General features: G+C 74.8%; 11 protein-coding genes and 1 pseudogene. 6 read left to right on the top strand and 6 right to left on the bottom strand.

Going from position 1 to position 16,688, the window contains the following annotated elements; genetic code table 11:
• The first annotated feature begins 84 nt into the window (after positions 1–84).
• Positions 85–390 carry an Asp-tRNA(Asn)/Glu-tRNA(Gln) amidotransferase subunit GatC gene (gene gatC, locus ACH495_RS17345; protein ID WP_091063838.1) on the top strand — a complete coding sequence of 102 codons (306 nt, stop codon included), beginning with the start codon at positions 85–87 and terminating at the stop codon, positions 388–390.
• The gene (gene gatA, locus ACH495_RS17340; RefSeq protein WP_396858727.1) at positions 387–1,862 is read left to right on the top strand and encodes an Asp-tRNA(Asn)/Glu-tRNA(Gln) amidotransferase subunit GatA; all 1,476 of its coding nucleotides are present in this window, start codon (positions 387–389) and stop codon (positions 1,860–1,862) included. Before gatC ends, gatA begins: the two co-directional genes overlap by 4 nt.
• On the opposite strand, the gene ACH495_RS17335 is transcribed toward gatA, so the two are convergent.
• Both ACH495_RS17335 and ACH495_RS17330 read right to left on the bottom strand, forming a co-directional pair.
• Entirely contained in the window at positions 1,843–2,424 is a 582-nt protein-coding gene (locus ACH495_RS17335; protein WP_396858726.1) for a hypothetical protein, read from the bottom strand. The genes gatA and ACH495_RS17335 overlap by 20 nt on opposite strands.
• 28 nt (positions 2,425–2,452) lie before the next feature.
• Positions 2,453–2,692, bottom strand: coding sequence for a hypothetical protein (locus ACH495_RS17330; RefSeq protein WP_396858725.1), 240 nt, complete (start codon positions 2,690–2,692; stop codon positions 2,453–2,455).
• A gap of 140 nt (positions 2,693–2,832) precedes the next feature.
• On the opposite strand from ACH495_RS17330, the gene gatB reads away from it, so the two are divergent.
• Entirely contained in the window at positions 2,833–4,329 is a 1,497-nt protein-coding gene (gene gatB / locus ACH495_RS17325; protein ID WP_396858724.1) for an Asp-tRNA(Asn)/Glu-tRNA(Gln) amidotransferase subunit GatB, read from the top strand.
• Between the two features lie 95 nt (positions 4,330–4,424).
• Positions 4,425–6,785, top strand: coding sequence for a transketolase-like TK C-terminal-containing protein (locus ACH495_RS17320; protein WP_396858723.1), 2,361 nt, complete (start codon positions 4,425–4,427; stop codon positions 6,783–6,785).
• A gap of 411 nt (positions 6,786–7,196) precedes the next feature.
• Here ACH495_RS17320 and ACH495_RS17315 read toward each other — a convergent pair whose 3' ends face one another.
• The 3 genes from ACH495_RS17315 to ACH495_RS17305 form a co-directional block, all read right to left on the bottom strand.
• On the bottom strand, positions 7,197–8,816 hold the full coding sequence (locus ACH495_RS17315) for a metallophosphoesterase (protein ID WP_396858722.1): 1,620 nt from the start codon (positions 8,814–8,816) through the stop codon (positions 7,197–7,199).
• A 54-nt stretch (positions 8,817–8,870) separates the two neighbouring features.
• Positions 8,871–10,046: a PQQ-dependent sugar dehydrogenase gene (locus ACH495_RS17310; RefSeq protein ID WP_396858721.1), complete on the bottom strand. Its 1,176-nt coding sequence runs from the start codon at positions 10,044–10,046 to the stop codon at positions 8,871–8,873.
• 81 nt (positions 10,047–10,127) lie between these two features.
• On the bottom strand, positions 10,128–11,933 hold the full coding sequence (locus ACH495_RS17305) for a SpoIIE family protein phosphatase (RefSeq protein ID WP_396858720.1): 1,806 nt from the start codon (positions 11,931–11,933) through the stop codon (positions 10,128–10,130).
• Between the two features lie 142 nt (positions 11,934–12,075).
• On the opposite strand from ACH495_RS17305, the gene ACH495_RS17300 reads away from it, so the two are divergent.
• Complete coding sequence (locus tag ACH495_RS17300) at positions 12,076–13,002, top strand: 2-hydroxyacid dehydrogenase (protein WP_396858719.1); 927 nt, start codon at positions 12,076–12,078, stop codon at positions 13,000–13,002.
• Between the two features lie 122 nt (positions 13,003–13,124).
• Here ACH495_RS17300 and ACH495_RS17295 read toward each other — a convergent pair.
• Positions 13,125–13,487: pseudogene (locus ACH495_RS17295) on the bottom strand (PH domain-containing protein); the annotation flags it as partial.
• A gap of 459 nt (positions 13,488–13,946) precedes the next feature.
• On the opposite strand from ACH495_RS17295, the gene ACH495_RS17290 reads away from it, so the two are divergent.
• Positions 13,947–16,685 carry an EAL domain-containing protein gene (locus tag ACH495_RS17290; protein ID WP_396858718.1) on the top strand — a complete coding sequence of 913 codons (2,739 nt, stop codon included), beginning with the start codon at positions 13,947–13,949 and terminating at the stop codon, positions 16,683–16,685.
• Positions 16,686–16,688 lie beyond the last annotated feature (3 nt).

The following is a 16,688-nucleotide window of genomic DNA, read 5'->3' as shown; positions in this document are numbered from 1 at the left end:
TGCGGTCACCGCGCGTCATCGTTCTCCGTCGTACGCGCGGCCGGCACCGCAGACGTCTCAGGACAGCCACGAAGGGGGCACCCGATGGCCGCCATCTCCCGCGAGGAGGTCGCGCACCTCGCGCGACTGTCGCGGCTCGCCGTCACCGAGGAGGAGCTGGACACGTTCGCCGGCCAGCTGGACGTGATCCTCCAGTCGGTCGCGCAGGTCGGTGAGGTCGCCGCGGCGGACATCCCGCCGACCTCCCACTCGGTGCCGCTGACCAACGTGCTCCGCGAGGACGTGGTGACGCCGAGCCTGACCCCGCAGGAGGCGCTGTCGGGTGCGCCCGACGCCGAGGAGCAGCGGTTCCGCGTCCCGCGGATCCTGGACGAGGATGTGGCTTCATGACCGACCTGACCAAGCTCAGCGCCGTCGAGATCGCCGGTCTCGTCGCCAACGGTGACGCCTCCGCGGTCGAGGTCACCCGGGCCCACCTGGACCGCATCGGCGCCGTCGACGACCGGGTGCACGCGTTCCTGCACGTCGACACCGAGGGTGCGCTGGCCGCCGCCCGGTCCGTGGACGAGCGCCGCGCCGCCGGCGAGGAGCTGGGCCCGCTGGCCGGTGTGCCGGTCGCGGTCAAGGACGTGCTCACCACCAAGGGCGTGCCGACCACAGTCGGTTCGAAGATCCTGGAGGGCTGGCGCCCGCCGTACGACTCGACGATCGTCGAGCGGTTGCGCGCCGCCGGCACGGTGATGCTCGGCAAGACGAACATGGACGAGTTCGCCATGGGCTCGTCCACCGAATACTCGGCGTACGGGCCGACCCGCAACCCGTGGGACACCGACCGGATCCCGGGCGGCTCCGGCGGCGGCAGCGCGGCGGCGCTGGCCGCGTACGAGGCGCCGCTGGCGATCGGCTCGGACACCGGCGGCTCGATCCGCCAGCCGGGCGCGGTCACCGGCACCGTCGGCGCGAAGCCCACCTACGGCGGCACCTCCCGGTACGGCCTGGTGGCGTTCTCCTCGTCGCTGGACACGCCCGGCCCGTGCGCGCGTACCGTGCTCGACGCCGCGCTGCTGCACCAGGTGATCGGCGGTCACGACCCGCGCGACTCCACCTCGATCCCGGCCCCGGTGCCGGACGTGGTGGGCGCGGCGAAGCGCGGCGCGAGCGGTGACCTGACCGGCGTGAAGCTCGGCGTGGTCACCGAGTTCACCGGCGAGGGCGCCGAGCCGGGCGTGGTGGCGGCGTTCCGCGAGTCGGCCGAGGCGCTGGCCAAGCTGGGCGCCGAGATCGTCGAGGTGTCCTGCCCGCACTTCTCGTACGCGCTGCCGGCCTACTACCTGATCGCGCCGAGCGAGTGCTCCTCCAACCTGGCCCGGTTCGACGGCGTCCGGTTCGGCCTGCGGGTCGGCGACGACGGCAACCGGTCGCTGGAGGAGGTCATGTCGCTGACCCGCGAGGCCGGCTTCGGGCCCGAGGTGAAGCGCCGCATCATGCTCGGCACGTACGCGCTCTCGTCGGGCTACTACGACGCCTACTACGGTCAGGCGCAGAAGGTCCGTACGCTGATCACCCGGGACTTCACCGCCGCGTTCGAGCAGGTGGACGCGCTGATCTCGCCGACCACCCCGTTCGTGGCGTTCCCGATCGGCGCGCGCACCTCGGACCCCTACCAGATGTACCTGGCGGACCTGTTCACCATCCCGACGAACCTGTACGGCGGCCCGGCCATCTCGGTGCCGTGCGGGCTGTCCGACGGGCTGCCGGTCGGCCTCCAGATCATGGCGCCGACGATGGCCGACGACCGGATGTACCGGGTGGCCGCCGCGCTGGAGTCCTCGGTCGGCACGTTCACTCCGCCGGCTCTCTGACGTCACCACCGATCGGCGTCGACGGACCTCCGTCGGCGCCGATCGGCGTTTCGGGGCGGTCCGCCGGCGTGCCGAGGTAGCGGCGGGCCTCCCGGATGCCGCGCCACCGCGACCACGCCATGCCCGACCAGAGCACGACGAGCGCGGCGGCGACCAGCCGACTGGACCACCGGGTGGCGCCGGCGAGCACCAACGCCTGGAACGCCGCCAGCACCACGCAGAACCACATGTACCAGCGCTGGCCGAGCCGGCGGCGGGCCTCCCGGCGGGCGGCGGCGTCGACGGCCGGATCGGTGGCCCGGCCCGCGCGCAGCGCGTCCCGCGCCGCGGCGGTCGGGCTCCCGGCGGGGGTACGCATCCGCGGCACCAGCCGCCGGCCGAGCAGCAGCGCCGCACCGGCGCCGACGCCGGCGGCCACGAACACGATCGCGACCAGGCCCACCACGTCCTGGAAGTCGTGCTCTCCGTCGGTCGCCCAGATCCCGGTCAGCAGCGCGGGCAGACCGAGCGCCACCGCCCCGGCGACCAGCAGCACGCCGGGCTGCACCGGACCGTCTCTCACCGGGGCCACCCCACCCGGTCCGTCCCGGTCACCGCCGCTGCCGGCGGCGGGTGAGACGGTCCAGCACCAGGACGATGGCGATCGCCACCAGCCCGGGGATCACGGTGCCGGCCACCATCGCGGCCGGGCTTTCGGGATTGCCGTCGTCGCTGGCCAGCCACAGCGCCCAACTGGTCAGGGCGGCCACCAACCAGGCCGCCGTGACCGCCAGCAACAGCACCTTGGTCCGTGAGCGCCGTGTCGTCGCGTCGTTCCCCGTATTCGTCATGGTCGACCCGTACCCCGGTGTCGGTTTTCCCATGCCGGCGCGGCGGGCCCCCGCGCGGCGATCTCGAAGCCCGGCAGCGGGGTGGCCGGGGCACCCGATTAGGCTGGAACGGTTCTGTCCGGATCGCGCCTGGAGCTCAGATGACGACGACACTGCCCGCGTACGACGAGGTCGTCGCGCGCTACGAACCGGTGATCGGCCTGGAGACCCACGTCGAGCTGGGCACGAACACCAAGATGTGGTGCGGGTGCCCGACCGACTTCGGCGGCGAGCCGAACACCCGGGTCTGCCCGGTCTGCCTGGGCCTGCCCGGTTCGCTGCCGGTGGCCAACAAGGCGGCGATCGAGGCGACGATCCGGATCGGGCTGGCGCTGAACTGCTCCATCGCCGAGTGGTGCCGGTTCGCCCGGAAGAACTACTTCTACCCGGACATGCCGAAGAACTTCCAGATCAGCCAGTACGACGAGCCGCTCTGCTTCGACGGGCACCTGGACGTCGAGGTCAACGGCGAGCTGGTGCGCATCGGCATCGAGCGGGTGCACCTGGAGGAGGACACCGGCAAGACGCTGCACGTCGGCGGCGCCACCGGTCGCATCCACGGCGCCACCGAGTCGCTCGTCGACTACAACCGGGCCGGCATCCCGCTGGTCGAGATCGTCACCAAGCCGATCCCCGGCACCGGCGCGCTCGCCCCGGAGATCGCCCGCGCGTACGTCGCCGAGCTGCGTGACGTGATCCGTTCGCTGGGCGTCTCCGACGTCCGGATGGAGGAGGGCTCGCTGCGTTGTGACGTCAACACCTCGCTGAACCTGCCGGGCGAGGAGTGGGGCACGCGGACCGAGACCAAGAACGTCAACTCGCTGCGCTCGGTCGAGCGGGCGGTGCGCTCGGAGATGCTGCGTCAGGCGTCGGTGCTGGACGCGGGCGGCCGGATCGTCCAGGAGACGCGGCACTTCCACGAGGACACCGGCGACACCACGTCGGGCCGGTCCAAGGAGACCGCCACCGACTACCGCTACTTCCCGGAGCCGGACCTGGTGCCGCTCGCGCCGGACACCGCCTGGGTGGCCGAGCTGAAGGCCGCCCTGCCGGAGCTGCCTCGGCTGCGCCGCAAGCGGATCCAGCAGGACTGGGGCCTGTCCGACCTGGACATGGAGTCGGTGGTCAACGCCGGCGCGGTCGAGCTGATCGAGGCCACGGTGGCCGCCGGCGCCACGCCGGCCGCGGCCCGCAAGTGGTGGCTGGGTGAGCTGTCCCGCCGGGCCAACGAGACCGGCGTGGAACTGGCCGACGTGGGCGCCACCCCGACGCAGGTCGCCGAGCTTCAGGGCCTGGTGGACGCCGGCAAGCTCAACGACAAGCTGGCCCGCGCCGTGCTGGAGGGCGTGGTGGCCGGCGAGGGCTCGCCGACCGAGATCATGACCAACCGCAACCTGGAGGTGGTCTCCGACACCGGCGCGCTCACCGCCGCCGTGGACGAGGCGATCGCCGCCAACCCCGCCATCGCCGAGAAGATCCGCAGCGGCAAGGTCGCGGCGGCCGGCGCGCTGGTCGGCGCCGTCATGAAGACCACCCGGGGCCAGGCGGACGCGAAGACCGTCCGCGAGCTGATCCTGGAGCGTCTCGGCGCCGCCTGACACGTGTTAAGAGGGGCCCCCGCCTATGCAGAATGCGTTAAGCGGGGGCCCCGCCTTACCCCCACCCCGCAGAGGGCGTCAACGGCGACGCCCGGATGGAGTCACCTATGAACGATGACGTCCTCGACGAGATCCAGCGCCGGGTGCTCTGGCTCGCCACCCGCATCGTCGACGCGGCCAACCACGATCGGGACACCGGCGACGGCGTGAAGGTCGGTGGCCACCAGGCGTCGAGCGCGTCGCTGGTGACCGCGATGACCGCGCTCTGGTTCCAGCACCTCGACGCCGAGGACCGGGTCGCGGTGAAGCCGCACGCCTCCCCGGTGTTCCACGCCATCCAGTACCTGCTCGGCAATCTCGACAAGTCCTACCTGCCGAAGCTGCGCGCCCGGGGCGGGCTCCAGTCGTACCCGTCGCGGACCAAGGACCCGGACGAGGTCGACTTCTCCACCGGCTCGGTCGGCCTGGGCGCCGCCGCGCCGCTGTTCGCCGCCGTCACCCGCCGCTACGTCGACGCGCACTTCGGCGCGCGCCCGCACTCCCGCTTCATCGCGCTGATCGGCGACGCGGAGCTGGACGAGGGGAACATCTGGGAGGCGGTCGCCGACCCGGCCACCACCGGCCTGGGTAACGTGATGTGGCTGGTCGACTTCAACCGGCAGTCGCTGGACCGGGTCGTCCCCGGCATCCGGATCAACCAGTGGCGTGGTCAGTTCGAGGCCGCCGGCTGGCACGTCGTCGAGGTCAAGTACGGCCGCAAGCTCGCCGAGGCGTACGCCCGGCCGGGCGGGGCGGCGCTGCGTGACTGGATCGACCTGATGCCGAACGAGCAGTACCAGTCGCTGTTCGGGCTGGCCGGGCCGGCCCTGCGCAAGCAGTTCCTGGACGGTGCGCCGGCCGAGGTGGCCGCGTTCGTCGCCGACATCGCCGACGCCGAGCTGGGCCCGCTCGTCACCGACCTGGGTGGGCACGACGCGCAGGCGATGCTCGACGCGTACGCCCAGTGCGACGCGGTCACCGACCGGCCCAGCGTGGTGTTCGCGTACACGGTGAAGGGCTGGGGGCTGCCGATCGCCGGCAACCCGCGCAACCACTCGGCGCTGCTCAGCACCGAGCAGGTGGACGCGCTGCGGGCCGCGCAGGGCCTGACCGCGGAGACCGAGTGGGACCGCCTCGACCCGTCGTCCCCGGCCGGCATCCGGGCCGGCGAGCGCCGGGAGGCGCTGTCCCGCGCGCCACGCGAGCGGGCGCTCGGCGTCACCGTGCCGGAAACCACCCGGGTACGCGCGAACAAGCCGGTCTCCACCCAGGAGGTCTTCGGTCGGGTGCTGGTCGACCTGGCCCGTGACCCGCAGGTGGCGCCCTACCTGGTGACCACCGCGCCGGACGTGGCCACCTCGACGAACCTGGCCGGGTTCATCAACAAGACCGGCGTGTTCGCCCCGACCGAGCAGCGTTCCTGGACCGAGGACCGGATGCTGCGCTGGACGGAGAGCCCCGCCGGGCAGCACATCGAGCTGGGCATCTCCGAGATGAACCTGTTCCTGCTGCTGGGCCAGCTCGGCCTGTCGTGGGACCTGTCCGGCCAGCCGCTGCTGCCGGTCGGCACGGTCTACGACCCGTTCGTGCTGCGCGGGTTGGACGCGTTCCTCTACGGCACCTACTCGGGTTCCCGGTTCGTGGTGGCCGGCACCCCGTCCGGCATCACGCTGGCGCCCGAGGGTGGCGCGCACCAGTCCACCATCACCGCCTCGGTCGGCCTGGAGCTGCCCGGGGTGACGTTCCTGGAGCCCGCGTACGCCGGCAGCCTCGACTGGCTGCTCTGCGACGCGCTCGGGCAGATCGCCGGTGGCGCCGTGCCGGCCGCGACCGCCGCGCCGGCCGAGGACGGGGCGTACTACTTCCGGCTCAGCACCCGGCCGGTCGACCAGGCGCCGTTCGAGGCGGCCCGGGCCCGGCTCGGCGACGCGGTGCTGCGCCGGCAGGTGGTGGCCGGCGCGTACCGGCTGGTCGACGCGCACCAGGCGTACCCGGAGCTGGCGGACGCCCCGGTCGTGCAGCTCGCCGCGTCCGGCGCGGTGTTGCCCGAGGTCCTGGCCGCCGCCGCGGAGCTGGCGGAGGAGGGCGTCGCGGCGCACGTGGTGGACGTGACCAGCCTGGACCGGCTCTACCGTGCGTGGCAGCGGACGCTGCGCCAGGGCGTGCGGACCGCCACCGTGCCGAGCGTGCCCGGCGCGCTGCGGTCGGCGTTCGCGGACCGGGTGCCGGTGGTGACCGTGCACGACGCGGCCTCGCACGCGATGGCCTGGCTCGGCTCGGCGGTGGGTGCCCCGGCGGTGCCGCTCGGGGTGGACGAGTTCGGTCAGTCCGGCAGCGTCCGGGAGCTGTACGAGCTGCACGACCTGCTGCCGGGCAGCATCGTCAACGCCGCGCTGGCGGCGCTCGCGCTGCGCTGACCCGGCGCCCGACGACGCCTCGGCGGCCGGGCGGTCCGGTGGCCGGGCAGTCCGGTGGCCGGGCGGTCCGGTGGCCGGTGGCGTCACGGACCGTGACACACCGCCGGTCGCTCCGAGTGACGATGCACCGAGGGTGGGGGGATGCCCGCCCGCCGCCTTTGCTCTGCAGCCATCTCCGCACCACCGCTACGACCTGGGATTGGACGGAAGTCCGCCGCGCGGGCTGCCGAGCCGGATGGTGACTCTCGGTGCCTGCTGCGGTGGTGGCTGCAGAGCAAAGGCAGCGACCGCCCATCGGCCGCCTGACCCTGGTCGTCGCGCTCCGTGACCGGCGGGCGACGCCGGTCGGCCGGCGTCGGGACGGCCGGTGGCGCGGCCGGGTGGCGCGGCGCCGGCCGCTGGGAGGACCGGTCAGCCGGTGGTGGTCGGGCTCGGCGAGGTGGCGCTCGAGGACGGCGCGGGGGACTCCGACGGGCCACGGGTGGGCGTCGGGGTGACCGGCACCTCGTCGCCCTTGGCCGGGTCCCGGATCACGTGCCGCTCCAGGTTGACCTGCGACTGACCGGTGCCGCCCACGGTGATCTCGTCGTACGCCTGGAGCAGCTTCTGCTGGTCGAAGTAGAGCACCGTCATGGTCAGCGGGGTGGGCTTCTCGCCCTCCAGGCCGCGCAGCCCGGCCCCGCCGGTGGAGCCCTCCACCATCAACGTGGTCGGCTGCTCGCCCGGCGCCTGCGGCAGCTTCGACACCTGGCGGGCGTGGGTGTGCCCGGCGAGCACCAGCGGGCAGGTGCCGGAGAGCGGCCCGGCCGACGCCGGGTCGTGCACCAGCGCGATGTCCACCTTCCGGGGCGACTTCTCGACCGTGGTGGCGAGCTGCTCGCCGGCGCCGATCACCTGGTTGGCCACCGCCGACGTGAGCCCGCTGCCGGCCGGCGAGGTCTCCTTGTCCGGGGTGAACCGGGGATCTCCGATGCCGGCGATGGTCAGCCCGGCGACCGTCGTGGTCGAGTTGTTCAACACGACGGCGTTCGGCTGCTGGTCCACCACCGCGGCGGTCCGCGGCGAGTCGTGGTTGCCCCGGATGTAGACGTACGGCTTCTTGAGCAGGCCGATCGAGCCGACGTAGGACGCCTCCGGCTCGCTGCCCCAGTCGGTGAGGTCGCCGGTGTCGATCACCACGTCGATGCCGAACTGCTCGACCACCGTGCGGATCAACTGCCATCCGGTCGGGTTGAGGTGCATGTCCGAGACGTGCAGCACCCGGGTGGTGCCCGGGGACGGCTGCACCACCGGCAGCGCGGAGACCGTCGTGTAGAGCTTGCTGACGTTGCCGACCAGCCGTTGGAGCTGCTCGGCGTACTTGGTGTAGTCGTTGGCGATCCGCCGCGCGTCACCCACGATCGCGGGCGCGTTGACCAGCAGGCCTTCGTACCGCGGTTCCTCGATCGCCTGTGGGCGCACGGTGGCCGCGCCGAGGCCGAGGCTGCCGGCGGTGACGACCAGCGCCAGGCCGCCGGCCCAGGCGGTACGGCGCACGTCGCGGAAGACCAGCCCGGCCAGGAGCAGGGTGGCCAGCACCGCCGAGGCGAGGGTCCGCAGGCCGAGCCGCATCACGCCGTCACGGACGTCCTGCACCGCCGACTGGCTGGCCCGGCTGATGCTCGCCGGGTCGTCGATCAGCGCCTCGGTGCGCCGCTGGTCCAGGGAGCCCACCTCGACGGTCAGGTAGGCCGGCCCGTCGTGACTGTCCAGCAGCAGTGCGCCCAGCGGCGGGATGTCGACAGTGGTGCCGCCGCTCACCGACGGGCTGAGCTTGAGCTCCGCCCGGAACGGGCCGATGTCGGTGCCGACGTGGCCGCCGGCGTACGTGCCGACCACGATGCCGCCGAGCGTGACCGCGAACAGCGCCAGCACCACGCCCACCCGGCGCAGCCGGTGCCCCGGTCGCCAGGCCGCCCAGCGGCGGGCGCGCCCGGTCACCGGGGACGTCCCGTCCCCGGCGCGCTGCTCTTCGTTCTGCTGGCCGTCCATGCTGAGATTCTGACCTGCCCAGTGAGTGATCTTGGCAAACCCGCCGGAAGCCGCTCAGCTCCGGCCGGCGCCGCCGTCCGCGAAGACCAGCCGCAGGATCCGGTCGTCCTCGGCGGCCGGCTTGCCCCGGCCGTCCCGGTTCGACGTGCTCACCCAGATCGAGCCGTCCGGCGCCACGGCGGCGGCGCGCAACCGACCGTACCGGCCGGTGAGCAGCTCGCGCGGCTGGCCCAGGACCGTACCGTTGCCGGCCAGCTCGACCAGCCACAGCCGCTGCCCACGCAGGCAGGCGGCGACCAGCAGCCGCTCCACCGCCGCGAGCCCCGAGCAGGACGCGTCGGCGGTGCGCCACTGCACGATCGGGTTCACGTAGCGCGTGTCGTCGCCGCGCCCCTCGACCTGCGGCCAGCCGTAGTTGCCGCCCTGGTTGATCTGGTTGATCTCGTCCCAGGTGTTCTGGCCGAACTCCGAGGCGTACATCCGCTTGTCCGGCATCCAGGCGAAGCCCTGCACGTTGCGGTGCCCCGACGACCACACCGGCGAACCGGTGGTCGGGTTGCCCGGTGCCGGCTTGCCGTCCGGCGTGATCCGGAGGATCTTGCCGCCGAGGCTCTTCGGGTCCTGGGCGTTCGCGGTGCGCCCGGCGTCCCCGGTGCTCACGTAGAGGAAGCCGTCCGGGCCGAAACCCAACCCGCCGCCGTCGTGGTTGCCGGCCTTCGGGATGCCGGTGAGGATCGGCGTCGGCGTCTGACCCAGCCGCAGCTTCGCGACCCGGTTGTCGGCCTCGGCCGTGTAGAAGACGAAGATCATCCGGTCCTGCGCGTACGTCGGGGAGACGGCGATGCCGAGCAGGCCGCCCTCACCGCCGGACGCCACGCCCGGCACCGTCTGCACCGGCCGGACGGTCAGCCCGTCCGGCCCGGACTCCGGACCGACCTGGAGGATCCGCCCGCTGTCCCGCTCGGTGACCAGCGCCGCGCCATCGGGCAGGAACGCGATGGCCCACGGCACCGCCAGCCCCTTCGCCAGCACCGTGGCCACCACCTGCTGCCCGGCCCCGCCGGGACTGGCCGTGCTCGACGGCGTCGGCAGGTTGGGCGGCTCGCCGGCCGGGTCCGGCTCGGGCTCGCCGAGCGCGCAGCCGGCGGTGCCCAGCAGCAGCGCCGCGCAGGACGCCGCCAGCACCGTCCGGAGGCGGCGGGCGCGGGGGTACGGGAGTCGCGGGCTCACCCGGCCCAGCCTAGCCGGACCCGGCGGCGAACCGGCCCGGTCGAGCGCTGCCGGTGACCGCGCCGCCCGGGTGCCGGTCGGTCAGCCGGCGCGCAGGGCGAGCACGGCGACGTCGTCCTCGCGGCGGTGCGCGGCGGCGAGCAGCCGGTCGCAGAGCACGGCCAGCGGCACCGCCGGACCGTCGGCGGCGAGCTGTTCGAGCAGCTCCGCCTGCCCCTCGTCGATCGGCTGGTCCCGGCGCTCGATCAGGCCGTCGGTGTGCAGCAGCAGCGTGTCGCCCGGGGCGAGGGTCAGCGTCCGGCCGGTGCGCCGGGGCGGGCGGGTCAGACCGAGCAGCGGGCCGCGTCCCTCCGCCACCGACACCGTGCCGTCGGCGCGGATCAGCAGCGGCGGCGGGTGCCCGGCGTTGCACCAGCAGACCCGGAGCCCACCGTCGGCCGGCCGGACCCGCGCCAGCACGGCGGTGGCGACCGTCGGCACCCGCAACCCGCCGATGGCCCGGTCGAGGTTGGCCACCAGCTCCTCCACCGGGTCGTCCCGCCCGTAGGCGTTGCCCCGGACCAGGTTCCGCAGCTGGCCCATGGTGGCCGCCGCCTCGATGTCGTGCCCGGCGACGTCGCCGATCGCGGCGATCAGCTCGCCGTCGGGCTGGACGAACGCGTCGTACCAGTCACCGCCCACCTCGACCCGGTCCGCCGCCGGCAGGTAGCGGGCGGCCAGCTCCATCCCGGACACGGTCGGCAGCACCGGCAGCATGCTGTGCTGGAGCACCTCCGCCACGTGCCGCTGCTCGCCGTACAGCCGGCTGTTGCCGACCGCCTGGCCGGCCCGTACCCCGATGTCCTGCGCGGTCCGCAGGTCGCTCGCGTCGAACCCGCGCCGGCCCGGGCGGTTGACGAGCGTGACGGCGCCGATCACCCGGTCCCCGACGGCGGTGATGGGCACTGTCACGTGCGAGCCGACGCCGAGCCGCTCGGCCAGCGGCACCAGCTCCGGACGGGTGGTGCCGCGCGCCACGTCCTCGATGCCGGCGCTGCCGCGCATCACCGGCCGGCCGGACCGCAGCACCGAGCGGATCAGCGACTCCTGGCCCAGCCCGGTGGTCAGCAGCGTGGCGAAACGGGCCAGATCGCCGCGGCGTTCCCCGTCCCGGTGCACGCCGGAGATGCTGCGCGGCCGGCCCGCCGGGTCGACCAGCGTGATCAGGCACCAGTCGGCCAGCAACGGCACCATGGCGTGCGCCAGGCGGTCGACAGCGGTGGTCACGTCGAGCGTGCCGCCGAGCATCTCGCTCATCCCGGCCAGCATGGCCAGCCGGTCGTGGGCCTCCTCCGCGCGGCGGCGGGCCTGCTCGGCGCTGCGGACCGCGATCCGCAGCCGCAACTCCGACGAGCAGGCGGCGGCCAGGTCGGCGAGCGTACGCAGCTGCTCCTTGGTCCAGGCCCGGGGCTTGCTGTCAATGGCGCAGAGCGAGCCGAGCACCCGCCCCTCCAGGTCGGTCAGCGGCATGCCGGCGTACGCCACCACGCCGAGGTCCTCGATGGCGAGGTTCAGCCGCACCCGCGGGTAGAGCCGGGCGTCGGGCAGCACCATCGGCACCTCGATGTCGACGACGTGCTGGCAGAACGAGTGGCTGAGCGGGGTCTCCCGGCGGGCCGCCCAGGGTTGCGGCAGCCCGGTCGCGCCGGGGAAGAACTGGCGGTCCGCGTCCACCAGGGAGACCAGCGCGACCGGCACGTCGAGCAGGTCGCCGACCAGCCGCGCGAACCGGTCGAACGCCTCGTCCGGCACCGCGTCGAGGCGGGTCTCGTCGAGGGACCGCAGCCGGTCGGGATCGGTCAGCGCCGGAATCGGCGTCGCCTTCCGCTCCGGGTCGTCCTCGCTCATCGCCCCCCTGTCCTGCGTCACGCGACACCGGCCGGCGTCCCGCCCTCGATTAAACCCTGTCGCACGTGTGTCCGACCGTCGGCGGGGCGTTCGTCACGGTCGCCGCGGCGTCGACCTGCGGCTACGGATATCGTCGACGGTCGTGAAGGCATGGATTCCGCACCCCGACGGTCGTCGACTGCTCGGCGAACTGCCGCCCGACGTCACCGTGGAGGTGCTGGCGGATCCGACCCGGCTCCCGTCGTCCCCGGCCGGGGTGCGGTTCTGGGTGCCGCCGTTCCTGGCCGGCCCGGACGCCGGCACGCTCCTGGCCGACCTGCCGGACGTCGAGGTGGTGCAGCTGCTCTCCGCCGGCGCGGACGCGTGGGCGGGACGGATGCCGGACGGCGTGACGCTCTGTGACGCCCGCGGTGTGCACGACTCCGCCACCGCGGAGTGGGTGGTGGCGGCGATCCTGTCCGCGCTGCGCGGGTTCGCGCCGCTGGCCCGCGCCCAGGCCCGCCGGGAATGGGCGTACGACGAGGTCGCCCCGACCGACGAGCTGGCCGGCAAGCGGGTGCTGATCGTCGGCGCCGGCTCGATCGGCGCGGCGGTGCGCGCCCGGCTCGCCCCGTTCGAGGTGAGCTTCACGCTGGTCGCCCGCACCGCCCGCCCGGACGAGGACGTGCACGGCGTGGCCGAGCTGCCCACCCTGCTGCCCGCCGCGGACGTGGTGGTGCTGCTGGTGCCGCTGACCGAGCAGACCCGGGGCCTGGTCGACGAGCGGTTCCTCGCCGCGATGCCCGACGGCGCGTTGCTGGTGAACGCCGCGCGGGGGCCGGTGGCCCGCACGCCGGCGCTGGTCGCCGAGCTGACGTCGGGACGGCTACGGGCCGCGCTGGACGTCACCGACCCGGAGCCGCTGCCCGCCGACCACCCGCTGTGGCAACTGCCGAACGTGCTGCTCACCCCGCATGTCGCCGGCTCGGTACGCGGTCTGCTGCCGCGCGCGTACCGGCTGGTGGGGGCGCAGTTGCGCCGCTTCGTGGCCGGGGAGGAGCTGACGAACCGGGTGGTGGACGGCTACTGACCGGCGTCGTCGTCGGGCTGCTCCCGACCGGTGCCGTCGTCGGGCCGTCCCCGACCGGTGTCGTCGTCGGGCCGTCCCCGACCGGTGTCGTCGTCGGGCCGTCCCCGACCGGTGTCGTCGTCGGGAAGGCGCTGGCCGGTGGCGGCGATCAGCCGGGGCAGGTCGGAGGCGCGTACCGCGGGCAGCGTCAGCACCTGACCGTCGTCGAGCCGGACGACCGCCCGGCCGCGGGCGTCGCCGGCCAACTCGGCGACCCGGCCCCAGGACACCCGTCGCTGCCCGACGAGCGCGCGCAGCCGTAGCTCCCGGGCGTCCGCCTCGGTGCCGGACCGCCACGCCCACAGCCCGATCCCGAGCGGCACCAGCAGCACCCAGAGCAGCCACCACCGCGCGGTGGCCAGTGGCAGCGCGCCGATGAAGGCGACGATCGCGGCCACCAGGATGGCCTGGTTGGGACGAAAACGGACGGTGTCGGCGCGGCTCACGCTCCCGATGATCGCATCCGACCAGCTCACACCCCCGCCCCGCCCCTGCCCCCCTGCCCCCTGCCCCCTGCCCCCTGCCCCGCCCCTCCCTGCCCCGCCCTCCTGCCCCCGCCTCCGTGATCATGAAGTTGGCGGCACCCTCCGTCCGGTTTGTCGCCGTCAACTTCATGATCACCCGAGCTGGCTGCCCACCGTCCCGTCGGCTGGGCGGCGGCGTCCGTAGGGCGGAACGTTGCGGGATCTTGGTAGGAAAAGGCCCCCAGAGGGGCCTTTTCCTACCAAGATCTGGTGGGCTGCGGTGGATGTGACGCGCGTCACTAAGAACGTGCCGTCACCGGCCGCTTCCGGGATCGTTCTTAGGCATGGCCGCAGCGGTCCCCGCCGATGCGACCGCCCGCCCGACCCCGCACGCCGCACCGCAACAGCACCGCCCCGTGCCCCCTCACGAAGGCGACCGCCGTGCCCGTCATCCCCTCCGCCGGACCCCACCGGCGGCCACCGCTGCCCGACCTCGCCGTGTCGCTCATCGGCATGGCCTTCCTGCTGGCGGGCGTCGCCGGGCTCGTGCCCGGTCCGGCCGCCGCGGCGCTCGCCGTTGCCGGCGCCTCCGCCCTCGCCTGCGTCCGGCTCGCCTGGCTGGCGGGCGTCCCACCCACGCCGACGCCGACTCGTCACGCCGTCCCGGCGCGCAGCCCGCTGCCCTCGGCCCGGACGCGTCGCGGTGCCGAGGGCGCCGACCCCGTGCCGCCGGCGCAGCACGCCCTCCCGCGCGTCGACGGTCCAGCATCGGGGCAGCACGCCGTTCCGCGCGTCGACGGTCCGGCGTCGGGACAACACGCCCTCCCGCGCGTTGACGGCCCGGCGTCGGGGCAGCACGCCGTCCCGGGCTCCGCCGATCCGGCGGCGGCGCAGTACGCCGTTCCGCAGGTGGCCGATCCGGCGTCGGCCTGGCTGATCCGTGGGGTGTCGGGCGCCAACCCGTTGGCGCCGGCACCGCACGCCGTGGCGGGCACCGGCCATCCGGCGTCGGACGCCGTTCCGGGCCGGCCGGCGACCCGCCTGGGCGTCCCGGGTCCGGGCGGCTCCGGGCCGGCGGAACGGGCCGCTGCCGCGGGCCGGACCGAGGTGGCCGGCCGGGTGGACGGATCCACGCCGGGTGCGACGACCGGGCGGCAGGCCCGCCGGGTGGCGCTGTCCCGTCGGGTCGCCGCGATCCTCGACGCGGCCGTCCTGGTCGCCGGGCTCACCGTCGCGGTGCTGCCGCTGAGCGATCCGGCGCACCGGCTGCCGGTAGCGCTGGTCGGGCTCGGCCTCACCGCGCCGCTCCACGCCGCCGCGTTGCTCCGCCTGCCGGGCCGGTCCCGGCTCCCCGGGCGGGAACGTCTGCGCCGCACCGTCGACGTGCTCGCGCTCGGGGTCAGCCTGGTCTTCGCCGGCTGGATGCTGCTGCCCGCCGGCCCGGTGCCACCGGCCGCGTGGGTGGCCAGCGTGGGCGGGGCGGTGGCGCTGGCGGTGCTGGCGATGGCGGCGGTCTCCGAGCGCCGGCGTCGGCCGGGCGCCGCGCTGTGCCACGCCGGTGCCGGTCTCTCGCTGGGCGGGCTGGCGCTGCTCGTGGTGCTGCTCGCGTACGACGCCCCGGACCGGGCCCTGTCGGCCGTCGCGCCGCCGATGCTGGCCGGTGCGTTGCTCACCGCTGCCGGCGCCCGGCGTACGTCGGCGGGGGAGCGACCGCACCGCGGCGCCGCGCCGGCCGCGTGGCCGCGGCTCACCGCGCCGGCCGGCATCGCCGCGCTGGCCGCCGGCGTGCACCTGGGCACGGCGGGGGAGTTCACCCCGGCGGCGATGGCCCTGGGGCTGTCGGTCATCCCCCCGATCATGGTGGGTGAGCTGCTCGCCGCCGCCGACCAGCGCCGCCGGGTGGAGCGGCTCGCGGCCAGCGAGGCGTGGCTGCGCCGGCTGGTCGGCGCGGACGCCGGCGGGGAGCCGGCGCCGTTGACCCGGGCCGACCTGGTGCGGGCGCTGCCCCTGCGCAGCGGCGGCGCGCTGCTCCTGGTGGACCTGCACGGCGACGAGGCGGCGCCGCCGGACGGGCCGGTGCTGGCCGAGGTCGGGCGCCGGCTGCGCGCCGGCTGCGGTCCGCACGACCTGGTCGCCCGCGTGGGCGACACCGGGTTCGCCGTGCTCACCGACCTCGGGCCGGTGCCCGCGTACGCGCTGGGCACGCGGCTGCTGACGGCGCTCGCCGAGCCGTATCCCCGGCCGGAGGGCGTCACCCGGGTCCGGTTCAGCATCGGGCTTGCCGAGACCACCGGCGGTGACCCGGAGGACGTGCTGCGTCAGGCCGACCTGGCCCGGCGGCGGGCGGCGCAGCTCGGCCGGGACCGGATCGAGTGGTACGACGCCTACCTGGAGGAGCAACTGGTCCGCCGGCTCGACCTGGAGCGGGAGCTGCCCGGCGCGGTGGCCCGGGGCGAGCTGGACCTGGTCTACCAGCCGGTGGTGGCGCTGGCCGACCGGATGCCGGTCGGCACCGAGGCGTTGCTGCGCTGGCGCAGCCCGGCGTTGGGCACGGTGCTGCCGGCGGAGCTGCTGCCGGTGGCGGCCGACCTGGACCTGCTCGGCGAGGTCGGGTGGTGGGTGGTGGACCGGGCGTGCCGGCAGCTCGCCGCCTGGTCGGAGGGGGGCCGCGAGCTGTGGATGGCGGTCAACGTCACGCCGCGGGAGTTGGCCGCGACGGACTTCGTGGCGCGTACCGCGACCGCGTTGGCGGCGTACGACGTGCCGCCGGAGCGGTTGGTGGTGGAGGTGGCCGAGCCGGCGGTGGGGGCGGAGTTGTCCACCGTGACGGCGCGGCTGGCCGGCCTGCGGTCGCTCGGGGTCCGCACCGCGCTCGACGACTTCCGCGCCGAGCACGCCTCGCTGGCCCAACTCCGCCGGTTGCCGATCGACCTGCTCAAGGTCGGCCCGCACCTGGTGGCGCCGGGCGGGGACGGGCAGCGTCCGCTGATCGACGTGGTGGCGAACCTGGGCGACCGGCTCGGCGTGGAGGTGGTGGTGGAGGGGTTGGAGTCGGACGGTCAGGTGGCCGGCGCCCGGCGGGCCGGCTGCCGGTACGGCCAGGGCTTCGCGTTGGCCCGGCCGGCGACCGCGGAGCGGGTCGAGGCGTGGTTCGAGGAGTTCCCGTCGGCGTCCCGGTGAGGA

Source organism: Micromonospora sp. NPDC018662 (assembly GCF_044391475.1).
In the GTDB taxonomy this organism is placed as follows: domain Bacteria; phylum Actinomycetota; class Actinomycetes; order Mycobacteriales; family Micromonosporaceae; genus Micromonospora.
The sequence above is the reverse complement of the archived record's forward strand: the minus strand, read 5'-3'. Positions and strand labels throughout refer to the sequence as shown.